At 53.1% G+C, this 17,476-nt stretch carries 18 protein-coding genes; 3 read left to right on the top strand and 15 right to left on the bottom strand.

The annotated features are described in order from the left end of the window. Positions 1-13: 13 nt before the first annotated feature. A complete protein-coding gene (locus tag THS27_RS18720) occupies positions 14-256 on the bottom strand; it encodes a hypothetical protein (RefSeq protein WP_085593584.1) in 243 nt (80 codons plus the stop codon). Between the two features lie 2 nt (positions 257-258). Further along, positions 259-783: an RNA polymerase sigma factor gene (locus tag THS27_RS18715; protein ID WP_085593583.1), complete on the bottom strand. Its 525-nt coding sequence runs from the start codon at positions 781-783 to the stop codon at positions 259-261. Positions 784-1,130: 347 nt separating this feature from the next. Here THS27_RS18715 and THS27_RS18710 point away from each other — a divergent pair, with 347 nt between their 5' ends. Continuing rightward, positions 1,131-1,340, top strand: coding sequence for a hypothetical protein (locus THS27_RS18710; RefSeq protein WP_085593582.1), 210 nt, complete (start codon positions 1,131-1,133; stop codon positions 1,338-1,340). A 90-nt stretch (positions 1,341-1,430) separates the two neighbouring features. Here THS27_RS18710 and THS27_RS18705 read toward each other — a convergent pair whose 3' ends face one another. Together THS27_RS18705 and THS27_RS18700 are read right to left on the bottom strand one after the other, a co-directional pair. Next, positions 1,431-2,075, bottom strand: coding sequence for a YqaA family protein (locus THS27_RS18705; RefSeq protein ID WP_085593581.1), 645 nt, complete (start codon positions 2,073-2,075; stop codon positions 1,431-1,433). A 176-nt stretch (positions 2,076-2,251) separates the two neighbouring features. Beyond that, complete coding sequence (locus THS27_RS18700; RefSeq protein ID WP_246833020.1) at positions 2,252-2,845, bottom strand: hypothetical protein; 594 nt, start codon at positions 2,843-2,845, stop codon at positions 2,252-2,254. 49 nt (positions 2,846-2,894) lie between these two features. On the opposite strand from THS27_RS18700, the gene THS27_RS18695 reads away from it, so the two are divergent. Then, the gene (locus THS27_RS18695) at positions 2,895-3,398 is read left to right on the top strand and encodes a Dps family protein (protein WP_085593580.1); all 504 of its coding nucleotides are present in this window, start codon (positions 2,895-2,897) and stop codon (positions 3,396-3,398) included. Between the two features lie 155 nt (positions 3,399-3,553). Further along, the gene (locus THS27_RS18690) at positions 3,554-4,924 is read left to right on the top strand and encodes a diacylglycerol kinase family protein (RefSeq protein ID WP_085593579.1); all 1,371 of its coding nucleotides are present in this window, start codon (positions 3,554-3,556) and stop codon (positions 4,922-4,924) included. A gap of 183 nt (positions 4,925-5,107) precedes the next feature. Here THS27_RS18690 and ftsY read toward each other — a convergent pair whose 3' ends face one another. The 11 genes from ftsY to THS27_RS18630 form a co-directional block, all read right to left on the bottom strand. Continuing rightward, entirely contained in the window at positions 5,108-6,043 is a 936-nt protein-coding gene (gene ftsY, locus THS27_RS18685; protein ID WP_085593578.1) for a signal recognition particle-docking protein FtsY, read from the bottom strand. Next, complete coding sequence (mtaB, locus tag THS27_RS18680; RefSeq protein ID WP_085593577.1) at positions 6,040-7,287, bottom strand: tRNA (N(6)-L-threonylcarbamoyladenosine(37)-C(2))-methylthiotransferase MtaB; 1,248 nt, start codon at positions 7,285-7,287, stop codon at positions 6,040-6,042. The genes ftsY and mtaB overlap by 4 nt, the downstream gene beginning before the upstream one ends. Positions 7,288-7,776: 489 nt before the next feature. Continuing rightward, on the bottom strand, positions 7,777-8,826 hold the full coding sequence (locus THS27_RS18675; RefSeq protein WP_246833019.1) for a diguanylate cyclase: 1,050 nt from the start codon (positions 8,824-8,826) through the stop codon (positions 7,777-7,779). Between the two features lie 174 nt (positions 8,827-9,000). Further along, positions 9,001-9,927 (bottom strand): acetylglutamate kinase, encoded by a 927-nt coding sequence (argB, locus tag THS27_RS18670; protein WP_085593576.1) that lies wholly within the window; start codon positions 9,925-9,927, stop codon positions 9,001-9,003. Between the two features lie 37 nt (positions 9,928-9,964). Then, positions 9,965-10,627, bottom strand: coding sequence for a ribosome biogenesis GTP-binding protein YihA/YsxC (yihA, locus tag THS27_RS18665; protein WP_085593575.1), 663 nt, complete (start codon positions 10,625-10,627; stop codon positions 9,965-9,967). Positions 10,628-10,670: 43 nt separating this feature from the next. Then, the gene (gene yidC / locus THS27_RS18660; RefSeq protein ID WP_085593574.1) at positions 10,671-12,395 is read right to left on the bottom strand and encodes a membrane protein insertase YidC; all 1,725 of its coding nucleotides are present in this window, start codon (positions 12,393-12,395) and stop codon (positions 10,671-10,673) included. A gap of 50 nt (positions 12,396-12,445) precedes the next feature. Continuing rightward, on the bottom strand, positions 12,446-12,715 hold the full coding sequence (yidD, locus tag THS27_RS18655) for a membrane protein insertion efficiency factor YidD (RefSeq protein WP_246833022.1): 270 nt from the start codon (positions 12,713-12,715) through the stop codon (positions 12,446-12,448). A gap of 17 nt (positions 12,716-12,732) precedes the next feature. After that, complete coding sequence (rnpA, locus tag THS27_RS18650) at positions 12,733-13,194, bottom strand: ribonuclease P protein component (RefSeq protein ID WP_085593572.1); 462 nt, start codon at positions 13,192-13,194, stop codon at positions 12,733-12,735. Positions 13,195-13,198: 4 nt separating this feature from the next. Then, complete coding sequence (gene rpmH / locus THS27_RS18645; RefSeq protein WP_073953396.1) at positions 13,199-13,333, bottom strand: 50S ribosomal protein L34; 135 nt, start codon at positions 13,331-13,333, stop codon at positions 13,199-13,201. Positions 13,334-13,822: 489 nt separating this feature from the next. Then, on the bottom strand, positions 13,823-14,281 hold the full coding sequence (locus THS27_RS18635) for an RNA-binding S4 domain-containing protein (RefSeq protein WP_371455894.1): 459 nt from the start codon (positions 14,279-14,281) through the stop codon (positions 13,823-13,825). Between the two features lie 36 nt (positions 14,282-14,317). Further along, complete coding sequence (locus THS27_RS18630; protein ID WP_085593570.1) at positions 14,318-17,260, bottom strand: helicase-related protein; 2,943 nt, start codon at positions 17,258-17,260, stop codon at positions 14,318-14,320. Positions 17,261-17,476: the final 216 nt, after the last annotated feature.

The following is a 17,476-nucleotide window of genomic DNA, read 5'->3' as shown; positions in this document are numbered from 1 at the left end:
TTGAGTCCAGACCCTAGTGAAGCAAGCCAACAGATTTGGCTAACCTCTTAAGTTTTTGTACCCGGCGATATTGAAGAAAGTCGATCATATTTGTGTTTTCTACATGACCTTTTTCAATATCGATAATCGTTTTGGCTGCCATTGGGTCGCTTTGCACAAGTTGTTCGATCTCGTGCTTGTCAGCATCCGTCTCGATCTTGCCATGTACATAATTTACGATGTCTTCCCTGCCATATATAGCAAGAATTGCTGTCATTATCAGGCCTCCGTCACAAATCGCGATACATGTTCACGCGCTTCAATTTGACCAACCATACTGCGCAACTTACGGCGAGCACGGCCAACACGAGATTTTACTGTGCCAATTTCAACATTCATGAATTCGGCAGCGTCCTGATAGGACATTTCTTCGACTGTGGTTAACAGGATCGCCTGACGTTCCTGCTCGGGCAGTTCGTCCAGGACGCGGTCAGCGTCACGAAGCTGCAAGCGGGCCATCTGATTGCTACCATGTCCATAGACGTCGCCAAGATCGTCCCAGTCAACATGATGACCACGGGTCTTGGTCCGGCGGACTTCCGAAATAAACGTATTAAACAGGATCCGGTGCAACCATGCTTTCAAGCTGGTGCCTTCCTCGAATTTGTCCTGTTTGCTGATAGCTTTAAGCAGGGTGTCTTGAACGAGATCATTTGCACGATCCTGAGTACCGGTCAGACGATACGCATGACGACGTAATGCTGGAACGTGATCTTCAATTTCATTCATTACCTGGCCCGACATCACAACCTCCGTTTTTTGTTGATGACCCAACCTAACAGAAATACTGAATAGACAAAGTAAAATCGTATACTTCACCTGATCAATACACTCTCAATACACAATATAAACAACCAATGTATTGTCATTAACATCATCATTATAACTAACCACATCACAATACATACGTTATTCACATTGATTATTTTACATATATTGATCAAAGGACTTATTCTGATCAAAATCAGTATTGTGGTTGAGTTACGGAGAAAACAGCGGTAACGTCACTTACTCCAAAATTTCTGAAACCACCGGATATCAACGGTTTCCGTGGCACCTTATAAGGACACGGATAAGCAAAGGAGCACAAAGTGCCCACGTCTAAACGGACCGAAAAGCTCCAAATTATGTTGGATGACGACGAGCTGAAGGTGATTGATGACTGGCGTTTCGAGCACAGAATGCCGACACGGGCAGCTGCGATCCGCGAATTAATTCGCCGCGGACTGGTATCTGAGGATGTTGATGCCCCTGATGTTGAGGGCAAAACCACCACAGATTTCCGTATCGAAGCCGAATAACGGCAAAAAAAGCGCCCGGAAAAATCGACCGGGCGTTTTTATTTCAATATTACAACAAATGTTCGCTTTAATATTTACCAGTTCCCGGCTTTATTTTGCCTCTTTGTTGCCTTGTTTGGCACTCTTGCTGGAAAAATAGTGGATATACCCGGCACCCAACAGACGGACAATTGCAAAAAGTCCGTAATATCGAATCGCCCGGGATAAAAAAATCGCGATAAAAAACAGCCAGAACGGATAATTCACACCACCGGCGGCCAATGCAGCAAGCTGCATCGGGGCTGGTGTAATGCTTATGATAAACACCACCCAGAATCCCCCCTCCTGGAACCGTTCTTTTAATTGATCGAATTGCTGGTGGCCGTTGCTCCAGTCCAGAAAGGGTGTAACAACATCGTCAAACACCCCCCAGGCCAGAAAATAAAGCACGACCGCCCCAATAACACTGCCGATCAATGTCACTGTTGCGATTTGAATGCCCCGTTTTCGCGAAAACGCCATCAGCGGGGCGATAATCACCTCGACCGGAATGGGAATGATCGTCGTTTCCAGAAAAGACGCAACACCGATACCGGCCAATCCACGTTTCCCCGCCGCCAGGGCATGTAGTGGACGCTTTATTTTTTGCCAAATACCGGCAAAACCGGAAGCCGGGGCCGACGATACATTATTGTTATGGACGGTTCCGCTATGACGGGCGGCTCCGTTTTCTTCATCAGAACACTTTTTATTCATGAACGACCTGTTCTGTTTTTGCCTAACACAAACGTTAAAACCCCGGCCATGACAGCCAGCATGACAGCCAGAACGCCATAACAGACGCTAAAATCAGAACGGCCCGCCTCAATTAATTGAGGCGGGCCGAAAAGCACCCTTGGACTAGCACGCGCCCGAACAGGTTGTGATGTCCGTTACTGAGCGTCAGGCTCGTCGTCGAGTGCATTCTGTGCCTTGTTAAGGGCTGCAATCGTCTCGGCCTTTACATCTTCCCATGTATCGGCGGACGCATCCTGTACGTCATCCATTGCTTCGCTGATGCTGTCTTTGGCATCTTCCCAGGCATCGGCCACAGCGTCCATTGCGTCGTCGCTGTTATCTGCGGCTGAATCTTTCATCTCGTCATATTTTTCGCCCAGAGCATCAGACTTGGATTTTGCCCAATCCATGAAATCTTCTTTTTGCTCGTAGGAATACTCCTTGGCATCTTCATATTCGTTTTTGGCATCGTTCTTCATTTCGGTCGCATCTGCCTTAACAGCATCATCCGTTTTCATCGTATCGGCGGAATCCGCATACGCCGGAATCATAACGGCCGAAGAAACCATAATAGTACCAGCCATCAACATTGCTTTACCAAGCATCACAACCTCCATTTTTTGTTTAAAAAGCGACGCCTTTATTTGACGTTGCTTACCCCTGATAACGGAATGGCAAAGATGATGTTCCCAGGCAGGTCTGTTTATTTCCTTGGAACTTCCCCCTTCACGCACGCGTTCTATAGGCAATCGTTCATCTGCTTTGGACGAACTACGATAAAAAATTCAGGAGTTACCAATGGCTCAGAGCAATATGCAGACCGTTGCCAAGGAATTACCGATTGAAACCGGTGTTGAACGCAAGGATCGCCGCAAACTTTCGGAAATGCTGACCCAGATCGTTGCATCGTCGCATGTTCTGTATGGTAAGGTTCGCGGTGTTCACTGGAACGTTGTGGGACCGAATTTCTATTCGCTGCACAAAATGACAGAAGAACAGTATGAAGACCTTCATACTGCCAATGATGACATGGCCGAGCGTATCCGTGCCATCGGCTTTACCGCGCCGACCGGCCTTTCAACCATGATCAAAAATTCGGTTGTCACCGACGAAACCGAACTTCTCAGCACCGACCAGATGGTTAAGGAACTGATCGAGGATCATGAAAAAATGGCCAAGCTGTTGCGCGAGGGTGTCACCGAAGCCGACAGTGTTGACGACCCCAAAACTGCCGACATGCTGACCGAACGCATTGGCGTACACGAGGAAGCAGCCTGGATGTTGCGCGCGACCCTTTCATAAGGGCAGAATTTATACAGGCGATGAACCGGCGCCACAAAGGCGCCGGTTTTTTTTACGACACTCGCAACGTAATATTTGGCACAGCAAAGCCACATTGGAGCATACTTCCTTTAATGGCAGTTTGCGGTTTTGGAACAGGCAGGGAGATCCCACAGGTGAATAACTCAGACCTCACCGGCAAGGTTCTTTTGTTGCTGACCCGTCACAAGGTCATCGACCGGTGGCGCCGCGACGGGGCACAAGCCCTGCGCAGCGTTTTTGAAAATGCGGGCTACCTTACAGAACTGGTATTCTGTGACGATCCCGATGCCATGATTGAACAAATCAAAACCAACACCCGGCCTGGTGACATTGTTGCCATTGGTGGCGGCGATGGCACCATAAATGCCCTGATTGACCCAATCTGCCAGTCTGGCACGATCCTGCTTGCCCTGCCCCTTGGCACGGCCAACGATTTTGCCCGCAGCCTGAAACTGCCTGACGACCCGATACAGGCCGCCCAGGCCGCCATTAACGGGCAGTTGACCCAGCTTGATATTGGCCGGGTAAATGGAAAAAGTTTTGTCAATGCGGCCTCTATCGGCGTTCCTGCCGATGCCCGCAAACGCATCAATCCCGACCTGAAACGCTGGACCGGTGCAATTAGCTATGCGATTGCCAACTGGCAAAGCTGGCATGAAATGACCCCGCTTGATCTGGACGTAACCTGTGCCGGGCATGACCGGCAACATCTTAAGCTGCGCCAGTTAACGGTTACCAACGGCCAGTATTTTGGCGGGGGCCTGCGCCCGCGTGAAAATAAACGCCTGGATGATGGCAAACTGCATGTCTTTGCCATTCGCGCCGACGTTGACACGCTGTCAGGCATGGATATCGGGGCGGCGCTGCTGTTTGGGTCGGTTGATGAATCGGAACTTGCACTGACAATGGAATGTGATGACATCCATATTGATTGCGCCGAACCACACCCGATTTTGGCCGACGGCGAAATCATCAGCAAATTACCCGCACATTTCACCCTTGAACGCGCGGTGTTGCCGGTTTTTGCCCCGGCAACCTTTACCGGCGACGTCAGCGTGCCTGACGATATCAGCGACAGCGATGCGCTAAACGATATAGCGACCGATGCCGAAGACCTTGCCATCCGCATGGAAGCAAGTTACGGCATTGCGCAAAGCAGCGCGCTGAAATCCATCTGTCATGATAATTCGCGGGTCCTGCGCGATATCATTCGCCAGCTTGAACTGGCCTTGCGCCCCTATGGTTTGCCGCTGTCATCCCCCGACCCGGATTTGCACAGCATGGAACAATTACGTGACAAGGCTTTGTCGTGGGTTCTAAACGACCTTGACGTCCGTATGGCCGCTGGCCTTGGCAACCAGATCAACGCGCTTCTGGCCCTGTTTGAAGACTGCCCAATCGATAACAAACCCGACCCGGTCAAAAGCAGCCTGATCGACCTGAAACAGGCACTGGCAAACATTCATACGGCCCTGGCCGACTTTCACGAAACTGCAAGCACCTGATCCCCCGGACCACAACACCTCATTGATCCAACCGGTCAACGAGGCCCTCTCGGTCGGGGGCTGGCTTCCATAAATCAAACGTAAGGAAGCCAACCAACATAATCTGAACTTTTGCGATATCAGCAAAAAGGCCGCCGGATATGCTCCGTGCGGCCTTTGATTTTTGCGGTAGTCAGCCAAAACTTAATCGGCAAGCCCGGCCAGGCTGCGGGCAAAGTTTCGCGCCTCGAACGGGCGTAAATCCTCGGCACTTTCGCCAACACCAATGGCATGCACCGGTTTGCCAAATTTTTCAGCCAGCGCCACAACCACACCACCTTTGGCCGTACCATCAAGTTTGGTAACAATCAGGCCTGAAACATTGGTCGCGGCGGAAAACAATTCGACCTGCGAATGGGCATTTTGCCCCGTTGTCGCGTCAAGCACCAGCAAGGTATCGTGCGGGGCAGTTTCGTCGCGCTTATGGATCACCCGAACGATTTTTTTAAGTTCATCCATCAGATGGGCCTTGTTTTGCAACCGTCCGGCCGTATCAATCAGCAAAACGTCGATGCCGTCACGCTGGGCCTGCTCGATCGCATCAAAGGCCAGTCCGGCGGCGTCCGCCCCGGTATCACGCGAAACAACCGGGCATCCCGTGCGTTCGCCCCAGACCTTTAACTGCTCAACCGCAGCCGCCCGAAACGTGTCGCCTGCCGCCATCATCACCTTCAGGCCCTGATCCTTATAGGATTTCGCCAGCTTGCCAATGGTGGTGGTTTTACCCGACCCATTAACCCCGACCACAAGAATGACGTGGGGTTTACGATTGGCATCAATCACCAGCGGGTGAGCAACCGGTTCAAGGATTTTAGCCACTTCCTGGGCTATGAATTCCTGAATCTCGGCAGAATCCACTTCCTTGTCAAAGCGGGTGCGGGCAAGTTCTGCACTTAATTTTGCAGCTGTTGTCACACCCAGATCGGATGTAATCAGCAGATCTTCGAATTCTTCCAGCGCATCGTCATCAAGACGGCGCTTGGTAAAAATATCGGCAATGCCGGTGGTCAGTTTCGAGGAGGACCGTTTCAACCCGTCCTTTAGTCGGGCAAACCAGCTTTTTTTCCCCTCATCACTCATTCCATCAGCTCCGCAATCAGTTTTCCATCTTCGTGGCCAATGACTTTTGCCTTGGCGATCGTGCCCGGTTCTATCACGCGATCCAGCACAACGGGAGCAAAATGCTCCGTATGGCCGGTATTTTCCTTTTCAACCAGCACATCTTCGATCAATCCCACGCGGGACTGCAAAAATGCACTTAATTGAACATCGCCCGCATCGCGCAGGGCTGCGGCCCGTTCTTTACGCTTTTCCTTGGCCACCTGTGGCATTTTCGCCGCTGGCGTACCGGGGCGCGATGAATAGGGAAACACATGCAAATAAATCAGCCCGCATTCTTCAACCAGGCGCAGGGTATTCTCGGCCATTTCATCGGTTTCGGTCGGAAAACCGGCAATAATATCGGCGCCAAAGGTCACATCCGGGCGCAAGGCACGGACTTTTTGGCAAAAATCGATCACATCCTGGCGCAAATGGCGGCGTTTCATGCGCTTAAGCACCATGTCATCGCCCGCTTGCAGACTAATATGCATATGCGGCATCAGGCGCGGTTCGGTTTCGATCAGGCGGAAAATGTCTTCGTCAATTTCCACCGAGTCGACCGATGAAATACGCAAGCGCGGCAATTCCGGCACCTGGGCCAGCAAGCGGCGCGCCATTTGCCCCAAAGTGGGCTTGCCCGGCAGGTCATGCCCGTAGGATGTAATATCCACCCCGGTCAAAACGACCTCGGCATAGCCATTGGCAACCAGTTCGCGCACCTGGGTCACAATTTCGCCCAGTGGCACACTGCGCGAATTTCCCCGGCCATAGGGAATGATGCAAAATGTACAACGATGGTCACAACCATTCTGGACCTGAACAAAGGCCCGCGCCCGGCCTTCAAAACCCGACACCAGGTGGCTGGCGGTTTCTTCAACCGACATGATGTCATTCACGATCACGCGTTCATGGCTGATATCCATGAAGGTTTCGGCCTTCATTTTGGTATCATTGCCAAAAATGCGGTCGATTTCTTTCATCCCGGCAAATTTGTCGGGGTTTACCTGAACCGCACAGCCGGTCACGAAAATTTTGGCATCCGGGTTTTCGCGGCGCAGGCGGCGAATATTTTGCCGCGCCTGGCGTTCTGCCTCGGTCGTGACAGCGCAGGTATTGATGATGATCGCATCATCAATACCTGCTGCCTTGGCGTGGTCGCGCATCACCTCGGACTCATAGGTGTTTAAACGGCAACCAAATGTAATGACGCGCGGCTCTGTCATGCTCGGCTTTCGAAGACTGGCGGTAAAAAGTAAAACGGAAACAAATTATTATATTCCGGCAAGCAAGGGCACCTGGCCCCAATGGTGCAAACCGGAAAACCCGGCAACGTTTAGCGTGCTCAGGCGCTGGTTACATACGCTTTTGAACAAATGATTGCAAGACCGGACGCCGGATGCTCCGCTATAGTTACCCACAGCAATCGGATGGCAACACCCCGGTAATTTTACGACCAACAAGGTGGCGGAAACCAAACATCTCCGCCCAACCAACTGAAATCGCACTATAATTTTTAGATACCAAAATACTGACATCGTAAGGCAGGGCGATCCCGGGCAAACTTTACAGCCCGTATCGCCTTTGGCAACACTGCCATGCATTGTGTGGTGACGGGCGACCTTAGACCGCTATGACAATGGTCACCCGCACCCGAACGAATATGCGTGAAAACGATAGCGGCAAACCTGAACCAATCAGGTCATGCCCGCGGTTCAGGGGGCAACGGTTTCCGGCTCACCTTCATAAGGCAGGGCGATGCTGTATTGATCGCGCCCCCCCTGTTTGGCCCGATAAAGCGCACTATCGGCCCGATCGACAATAGAAGACGAGGTTTCATACCTTTGATATTCGGCGATGCCAATGGAAATGGTCATACTGCCAAACGACGTGCCCGATGATTTCGCACGAATTTCGCGCGCACGCACGCGATTGCCAAGGTCTTCGGCCAGAAACAGGGCTTCATCCAGCGTGGTTTGCGGCAACAACACCGCGAATTCGTCACCGCCATAGCGCGAGACCGTGTCCCGCCCCTTGATATTGGTTTTCAAAATACCGGCAATCAGCATCAGAATTTCATCGCCAACCCGGTGCCCGTAACGATCGTTAACCTGCTTGAACTGGTCAAGGTCGATCATCATCAGGCAGAAAGGTTCGCTATCTTCGCCTTCGTCAACAGCATGGCATAAATCCGTCAGGATTTGTTCAAAATGCAACCGGTTGGAGACCCGCGTCAGCCCGTCGGTAAGGGATTGTTCCTGGGCTTTTTGCAGTTCACTTTGCAAATGTGCAATCTGCTGGTGATAGCTATCGAGCTGTTCTGCCAGTGTGCTAACGGTTTTCTGCACCTTGCGGGTATGGCGGGAAACGGCCGTTAGAAGATCTGACGGTTTACCATCCCGTCGTAAAACGGCGTCCGCTTCCTCAAGAACCTTGTGATAGATCCCCAATTCGGAACTGACAGACGCAATGCTTTGCTCGCTATTTTCAATAACGTCGGCAAAACTTTCCATGCCCTGGCGTAAAAAGTCAGTGGTGTGCCGATGCAGGATATATCGGTAATACAGATCAAGCAGTTGTTTTTCGTCAATTGCCGTGCCCTGCTGGCGCGCGAGTTCAATCGACCGAACGATATCAGGATTATCATCGGCGAAAAAAACGAACCAGACATGAAACAGTTCCGGCACAGGGGCCAGATCATATTCGCGCAACGCATCAAGGGTCGCTGCGACTGTATCCCAATGACGAGATTTAAGAGGAGACACCGTTGTCACCTTGCATATGCTCCGCAGTACCCAAAACAGCATGTCGGTGCTGCACGACACAAACCGAAAAATCCTCATCCACACCGTACTCTTCAGACGGACGAGTGATTATACATCAACTTGTATCGTGCGCACGAAATTGCCAGAAAAAAGGAAATTGATAAATACGGGGACTTACCCGCGAATCATTGTTCCGGCACCACGTTCGGTAAACAGTTCAAGCAAAACGGCATGAGGTGCCCGGCCATCAACAATAACCGCAGCCTCAACCCCGTTTTGAACGGCATCAAGGCAGGTTTCGGTTTTGGGAATCATCCCGCCCGAAATGGTACCATCGGCAATCATGGCATTGATGCTATCAACATTGGCATCACGCACCAGTTGCTTGTTCTTATCAAGAATGCCTTTAACATCAGTCAGCATATACAGGCGACGCGCGCCAACGGCCTTGGCAATCGCGCCAGCGGCGGTATCGGCGTTGATGTTATAGGTTTGGCCATCTTCCCCCACACCAATGGGTGCAATCACCGGGATGATGTCGGTATTGGTGAAACAATCAAGCACATGCGGGTTAACCGCCACGGGCTCCCCGACAAATCCCAGATCCAGCACCTTTTCGATATTGCTTTCGGGGTCGCGTTTGGTGCGTGTCAATTTTCGCGCCGTAATCAGGTGCGCGTCCTTGCCACACAGGCCAACACCTACACCGCCCGACGAATTGATGTTGGAAACAATTTCCTTGTTGATCTTGCCGGCCAGCACCATCTCAACAACGTCAATTGTTTGCTGGTCGGTCACCCGCAAACCATCAATAAATTCAGACTGAATGTTAAGTTCTTTAAGCATCTGGCCAATCTGAGGGCCGCCGCCATGCACCACAATCGGGTTCATGCCAACCTGCTTTAACAGCACCATATCCTGGGCGAACAAACGGGCCAGTTCCGGGTCACCCATGGCATGACCGCCATATTTAACCACGATTTTCTGGCCGTTATAACGTCGCATGTAAGGCAAAGCTTCCGACAGAACCTTGGCACGGGCCAAAGTCCGATACGCACTGGATTCGGAACTTTCGTCTTCGGGACGGATTTCTTCGCTCATAATGCTCCCCAATTCATGCAACGCGGCAGTCTATTAATTATAACAGGCTCGCAACCTCGGCACGCAATTCCGCAATGCCTGTGCTTTTTTCGCTTGAAGTTGCAAAAATCTGATTAAGGGCAGCAGGATGTTTTTTCAACGCTTCAACCACTTCGGCAATGCGTTTTTCCATCTGTCCTTTTTTCAGCTTGTCCGCCTTGGTCAAAACAACCTGATAAGACACGGCCGTTTCGTCGAGCATTTTCATCATTTCAAGGTCCGCACCCTTAAAGCCGTGGCGCGAATCGATCAGAACAAAAACACGTCGCAGCGTAACACGCCCGCGCAAATAATGGCGAATAAGCCCCTGCCAGCTGCGCACAACATCCTTGGGTGCCTGGGCAAAACCGTAACCAGGCAAGTCTACCAGGTTAAACGCACCATCCAGGTCAAAGAAGTTAAGCTGCTGGGTCCGACCCGGCGTGTTCGATGTCCGCGCCATATCCTTACGCGAACACAGCGCATTGATCAGGCTGGATTTGCCAACGTTGGAACGCCCGGCAAAACAGATTTCCACCTTGTCTTCGGTTGGCAGCTGCTCAAGTTTCGCAACCCCCAACATGAATGTAACCGGGCGCGTAAACAACATGCGCCCGGCTTCGATCTGCTTTTCTTTATAAGTCGGTACTGATGACAGCACCGGTATGTTTTCTTCGGTCATTTTTTTCCGTATCCGCCCTTTGGCGGCCCGAAGACGGGGGTCGTCAGACCCCCATCCGGTACATTATGTAGCGCTGCTGAAGAATCGACAGCGTGTTGTTCCAGGCCCAATAGATCACCAGACCTGCCGGGAATTTTGCCAGCATGAAGGTAAAGATCAGCGGAAGGAACATCATGATCTTGGCCTGGGTCGGATCGGCCGGGGCCGGGTTAAGCTTTTGCTGCAGGAACATGGTAATCCCCATGATCAGCGGCCAAACCCCAATCATCAGCATGTGCGGCGGCGTCCAGTCGATCAAACCAAACAGGTTGAACAACGTGGTCGGATCGGGTGCCGACAAATCCTGAATCCAGCCAAAGAACGGCGCATGACGCATTTCGATGTTCACAAACAGCACTTTATAAAGCGCAAAGAACACCGGAATCTGTACAACGATCGGCAAGCAACCCGATGCCGGATTGATCTTTTCACGTTTGTACAGGCCCATGATTTCCTGCTGCTGACGCTGACGGTCATCGGCGAACTGTTCGCGGATTTTCGTCATTTGCGGCTGCAGCTTTTTCATGCCGCTCATGGATTTGTAGGATTTGTTCGCCAGCGGGAACATTACCGCCTTGACCAGAACCGTAAAGGCCAGGATCGACAAACCAAAGTTGCCAATCACATGGTTGATCCACTGAAGGATCTGGAAGAACGGAATGGTCAGGAACCAGAACCAGCCAAAGTCAATCGCACGATCAAGCAGCTTGATGTCGTATTTGTCAGCATAGGCATCAAGAAGGTTATATTCCTTCGCCCCTGCAAACATATGGCTTTCCGAGCTGGCACTTGCCCCATTGGCAATGGTGCGCGCCGCGCCCAGATAATCGGCCTGGAATTTGTCGGTATTGTTGACACTGTGATGGCTGAAACGCGCGGTCAGGCTTTCGTCATTGGCAGGCGCCAGGGCAACCAGCCAGTATTTGTCGGTAATGCCAACCCAGCCGCCGGTCGATTTATTGCTAACCGTACCATCGTCTTCCATCAGGTCCTTGTAGCTGATTTCTTTCAGCGACCCGTCGATCACACCGACAGGACCTTCGTGAAGGATATAATAACCCGATGTATGGGGCAGACCACGACGCGAAATCAGACCGTAGGGATAAAGCGAAACGTCCTTGCCGCTGTCATTTTTGACCGACTGCTTCACCGAGAACATATAGTTTTCATCGATGGAAATCGTGCGGGTGAAAGTCAGGCCCTGGCCGTTATCCCAGCTAAGGGTTACCGGTTTTTCCGGGGTGAGCTTGTCGCTATCGGCGGTCCAGCGGGTATCATTGCCCGGCAGGGCAATATCACCGGCACCATCCGCGGCAACCCAGCCAAATTCACCAAAATACGCATCGTCCGACCCGGCAGGGTTCAGAACGTGGATCAGCGGGCTTTTCGGGTCTTCGGTTTCCCGGTAATCCTGCAACTGGATATCGTCAATCAGGCCACCGACCAGACGAATCGACCCCTGAACGCGCGGTGTATTGATAGCAATACGCGGCGACGACGCCAGGGCATCATCACGGTTGGCGACAGGCGCTGCGGTTTTACCACCAGGCGCAGACGGGGTCTGCGTCGATGAAGAAGGCTTCGGTGCAGTGGAATCAACATCCAGCTGCTCGCGAACCTGCGCCTCGCGAACCTGGGGATCAGGTTTGTGAGGGAAAAGGAATTGGAACCCGACCAGGATTACGACCGAAACCGCAATCGCAATCCAGAGGTTACGTTGTTCGTTCATCGCCTCTTTCCGCTTTCGTCCGGCGGCCATCGGCCTGACCGGCTGTTATTCTATCTATATGACGAAAGCGCCGAGGACCGAGGGTCTCTGTCCGGCGGCGCTTCTTTTCGTTCACAACCACAATCAGGCACAGGATCATAGCCATGTCCACCCCAGGGGTGGCACCGCATAATCCGTTTAAACCCGATCCAGCCACCTTTCAACGCCCCGTGTTTTGCCAAAGCCTCCATCATGAAGGCCGAGCATGTTGGCTGGTAACGACATTGCCACCCAACATAGGGAGATAAAACAAGCTGATAGCCCCGAACGGCGAGTTGCATGAGGCGCGCAAGAGGGCTCATTTTACTGAACCTCCTTTTGTCTGACGTTTGCCACCCTTGCCTTTATTCCGGCCCCGCACAGGGCGTGATCGGTCAGCAGGGGATGGTTTGGCGTCAGGTATGCGCCGCAAGGCAGTTCTCATGTCGTCAACCAGCGCATCAAAGGGCCGCTCGATGGTTTGATGCCGTCCTATAACGACATAATCCCATCCAGGCAAAGCCAGTTCTGCTGCCAACTGGTCGGCAACAGCACGCAAACGCCGCCGAACGCGATTGCGTACGACGGCCTTGCCCACCTTTTTGGTGACGGTAAAACCGATTCTGGCGAACCGGTCTTCTCCGGCGCTTTGGTCTTCCGGCTGGATCCCGGGACGCGGAGCGCCTTGCAGGATCAAACCGTCTGTTACCCATTTACGGCGGGTCCCGGCGACACGAAGAAACTCCGCGCGCTTTTTCAGGCGTTCCACCGTAACGGTCACAAGATTAAGCCGACAGACGCTTGCGGCCCTTGGCGCGGCGTGCGGTAATCACGCGGCGGCCACCGACGGTCGCGTTGCGGGAACGGAAGCCATGACGGCGTTTCCGTACGAGTTTGCTGGGCTGGTAGGTGCGTTTCACTGCACATACTCCGTTCTAATGAAGGTAATCCAATAAAATTCGAGGTCCGCTGTATAGGGCTTCCCACCTGCGCTGTCAATCACACCACCGCCTTTTATCCCCGAAATCCGGCAATAGCGGCGGGTTTTGTTAAGCGCAGTATCGATTTGGAACGCAAGGCCGCAGTGGATAAGGGGCTTATGGGGTAAAGTCAACGTGATTTCGCTTTAATTGCCGAATACCCCGACGAATCGCACCCTGAAAACCAGACAAACAAACCCGGGCAACCTGTTTCACCCATGGGTAGAAAATCCGGGTTTTCGGCCTGGGCAACACACTGCCAATCGGGCAACCCGCACAAGGATTCGCCCGCCACCAATCACCCCCAATCAGGACGATCACGCAGCGGGTCGGCAAAAAAACGCATAACAAGGACACGAACGGGCCTGGCCCGCCGCCTGCTGCCTTAAACACATGACCATCCCATGCGCCTATCAGGCTGCCTCGTGGTTAATCCTCGGTGTTATCGCCGCGCAAACGGTCCAGCGCGCGCCTTTCGGCCTTGGTCGGACGCCCACTACCCGTTTCACGAATGGCAACTGCAGCGGTGCGAATATCGGCGTCTGCATCCTGCTTTTTTATACGCGGCGGGGATTGATCCTCGTACAGGGTCTGTGCCTCAGGCGCGGGGCCACGCCGGGTGCCCACTGCAACAATTTCTACAATGCGGATATGCGGCCCCTGGAAAAACTGGAGTCGGTCCCCCGGCCCTACCGCCACACTGGGTTTTGAAACTGTATTGCTGTTCAAAACAATGTGCCCGCCCTGACACGCCTTGCTGGCAAGCGAGCGCGTTTTGAAAAATCGCGCAAACCACAGCCACTTATCAATGCGGACCTTGCCGCCATCCTGTTCGGCCATTGCCTTTTCCTGTTTAAAAACAATTTCGGCCTGCTGCGAAAACCACAACAGGCCGAAATCCTGATCATTGCTGCCTGCGAGGGCTTAACCCTTGGCGGCGAGCATTTCCTTAAGTTTCGCAAACGGCGAATCTTCGTTGATCTCGTTATTTTTTGCGGCAGCCTGATGGGGCTTGGCGTTGTTGCGGCCATGACCACCCTTCGGTGCGGCTTTGGGGCCGCCCTTGGCATGGCGCGGACCACCCCGCTGGCCGTTGTTGCGGTTACCTGCCCCGCGACCTTCACCACGGCCATCTGCACGCCCTTCGGCACCAGCACCCGAACCTGCGGCCTGATTGCGCGGGCCGCGGTTATTTTGCCCGGGCTGATGGCGCTTGCGACGATCAACGCGTACGAAAAATTTCACATCTTCGTATTCATCATCGGCAGTTTCAGCCGCGACTGCATCTGCGCTATCGGCATTTGCGGCAACATCCGAACCAACGGCATCCGATTCGCCCGAGGGCGCAACATCGGCTTGTTCAGCATCTGTTGTTGCAACAGATGCCTCACTGCCCTCCGCGGCATCGGCTTTATCTGCCACAACCACGTCCGAGTCGGTCGAGGCGGCAGGATCAGCAACCGGTTCCGGCGCGGCTTTTTTCACCTTGACGATTTCCGGGCGCCAGCCCAAAGCCGCAAACACACCTTCGGCCTGTTCAACCGTGCAGCCCAGCAACGAAAGAAGATCAGGATCCGGGCGGACCTTGCCATCATTTTCGCGGGCTTTCTGGCGCAGCAGGGCTGCAAACCGTTCCAGCATATCAACACGGGCAGCAAGCGGACCGACCGGCATATAGCCGGCAGCCAGATAAAAGCCCTTGGAATTGCTGCGATCATTGAGAACCGATGTCCGGCCTGCCGGCGGCAGTTCGGGCAGTTCTTCCAGATCGCGGGAAACGGCCCACAAGATGCCGCGCAACTCGACCGGGTCCGGCTTGAGCGCGTCAAGCACATGCACCGTTTCCACACCCAGACGCACGCCCAGCTTTGCCAGCGCCTTGCGATCCTCGTCGGTCAGATCCTTGATCAGACTTTCAAGTTCGGAGCGCGGAACACAGCCCAGACCTTCGTTAAGCTGGAACAGCAACCCGCGAATCGCCCCTGTCATCTGACAGTCACGCAAGCGGGTTAACATTTTAAGACGGGTTTCAATATGGCTGTTCAGCCATGTCTGAAGCCGTACCCGTACCCGTTCCCGGGTCGGGCCGTCAAAAAATTCGCTGTCGATGACGCTGATTTCGGGGCTCAGCACCGTGTCGCCCTTTTTAAGGGTGCCAACAACGGAGTCGTGCCAAAGGATCTCTAGTTTGCCATTCACGGCGAACTGGTTATCCTCGTCCGTTTCCAGTGTTTTGACACGCTGGGCAATTTCGCCACTCAGCGCACGACGGGCGGCACTGGCGATTGCCTTGCCTTCAAAGGCGGCGTCGGTTTCATCGGCAATGAAACGGAATCCTTCCAGTCGGCCGACGAATTCACCTTCGACCTGGACTTCACCATTCGCAGTGATGGTAGACATGAGTTCAGACTTGTCCTTGAGACTTTTCAATAAAACCGAGGTCCGGCGATCCACAAACCTTTGGGTCAACCGTTCATGTAGCACATCTGACAGCTTATCCTCAATGGCGCGCGTTCGTTCCTGCCAATGTATCGCATCATCAAGCCAGTTATGCTTGTGCGAAACATATGTCCAGACCCGAATACCCGCCAAACGCGATGACAGCTGATCGATATCACCATCATAACGATCCATACGCAAGACCTGTTCGCCCATCCAGTCAATTGGCAGCTTGCTTTTTGGCTGACAAAGGAACTGATAGATGGCCGAAAGCAGACGCGGATGGGCGTCAGTATGGATATTCCGGAAGTCTGGAATCTGACAGACTTCCCATAATAGCCGCACCCGGTCCGGGGACCGTGTGATACGGGCTATATCTTCTATATGCGCGAGATAATCCAGCATGATTTCGTCAACAGGTTCACGAACCCGGATCAATGTTGGATTATCAGGCAGGCGGCGCAACGATTTTTGCAAGCCGTCAATCGACCGGAAATCAGGCCGGGATGACCGCCAGTAAACCTTCGCCAGCGGCTCAAACTCGTGTTCTTCAATCTGCTCGATAATATCAGGGTCGATACCAGACAGATTACCCGTGACACCAAAACTGCCGTCATTCATGTGGCGCCCGGCACGCCCGGCGATCTGAGCGGTTTCAGCCGCACTTAAACTGCGGTGAAACTGACCGTCAAATTTTGACAGCGCAGCAAAGGCCACATGCTGCAAATCCAGGTTAAGGCCCATGCCAATGGCATCGGTGGCAATCAGATGTTCGACATCGCCATTCTGGAACATCTCAACCTGGGCATTGCGTGTGCGCGGGCTTAGCGCGCCAAGCACCACCGCCGCCCCGCCCTTCTGGCGGCGCACCAGTTCGGCCACGGCATAAACTTCCTGGGCAGAAAATGTGACAACGGCGGATTGCGATGGCAGGCGCTGTATTTTTTTCGGCCCCGAATAGGTCAGGGTCGAAAAACGTGCCCGTCTGTCAAATTCAACATTCTCGACCAGTTGCCGGATCACAGGGCGAATGGTTTCGGCCCCCATGAACATGGTTTCATAGCGTCCGCGCGCATGCAAAAGGCGATCGGTAAATACATGGCCGCGTTCCGGGTCCGCGCACATCTGGATTTCGTCAATCGCCATAAAATCAACCGGCATGTTCACCGGCATGGCCTCGACCGTACACAGATAATATCTGGCATGTGGCGGCAGAATACGTTCTTCGCCCGTAATCAGGGCGACGGCCCCCTTGCCCACCTTGGCAATGGCGCGGTCATAATTTTCGCGCGCCAGCAAACGCAACGGAAAGCCAATCATACCCGTGGTATGCGCCAACATCCGTTCCATGGCCAAGTGGGTCTTGCCGGTGTTGGTCGGCCCCAGAACGGCAAGGATGCGGGGACCTGATCGGGTTGAAATCTGCATTAAACTCTTCCAGCAGGCGGTTACCCGATACGGGAACCACCGGTCTTAGCGCTTTTCAACACTTTGCCCGCACAAAGTCAAGTATTCTGCCGTTTTACCCTGCCCCGTTGCACAAGAACGGTTTTACGCCCCGATACAGGCATTTCTATGCTGTTCATTGCTGATATGCCCATCACATTGCCCCTAATGTGCAACAGACATGCACAGCCCCGCATG

Origin of the sequence: Thalassospira sp. MCCC 1A01428 (genome assembly GCF_002115825.1) — a bacterium.
Lineage (GTDB): Bacteria > Pseudomonadota > Alphaproteobacteria > Rhodospirillales > Thalassospiraceae > Thalassospira.
Note: the sequence above shows the minus strand (reverse complement) of the source record. Positions and strands in the feature narration are given on the sequence as shown.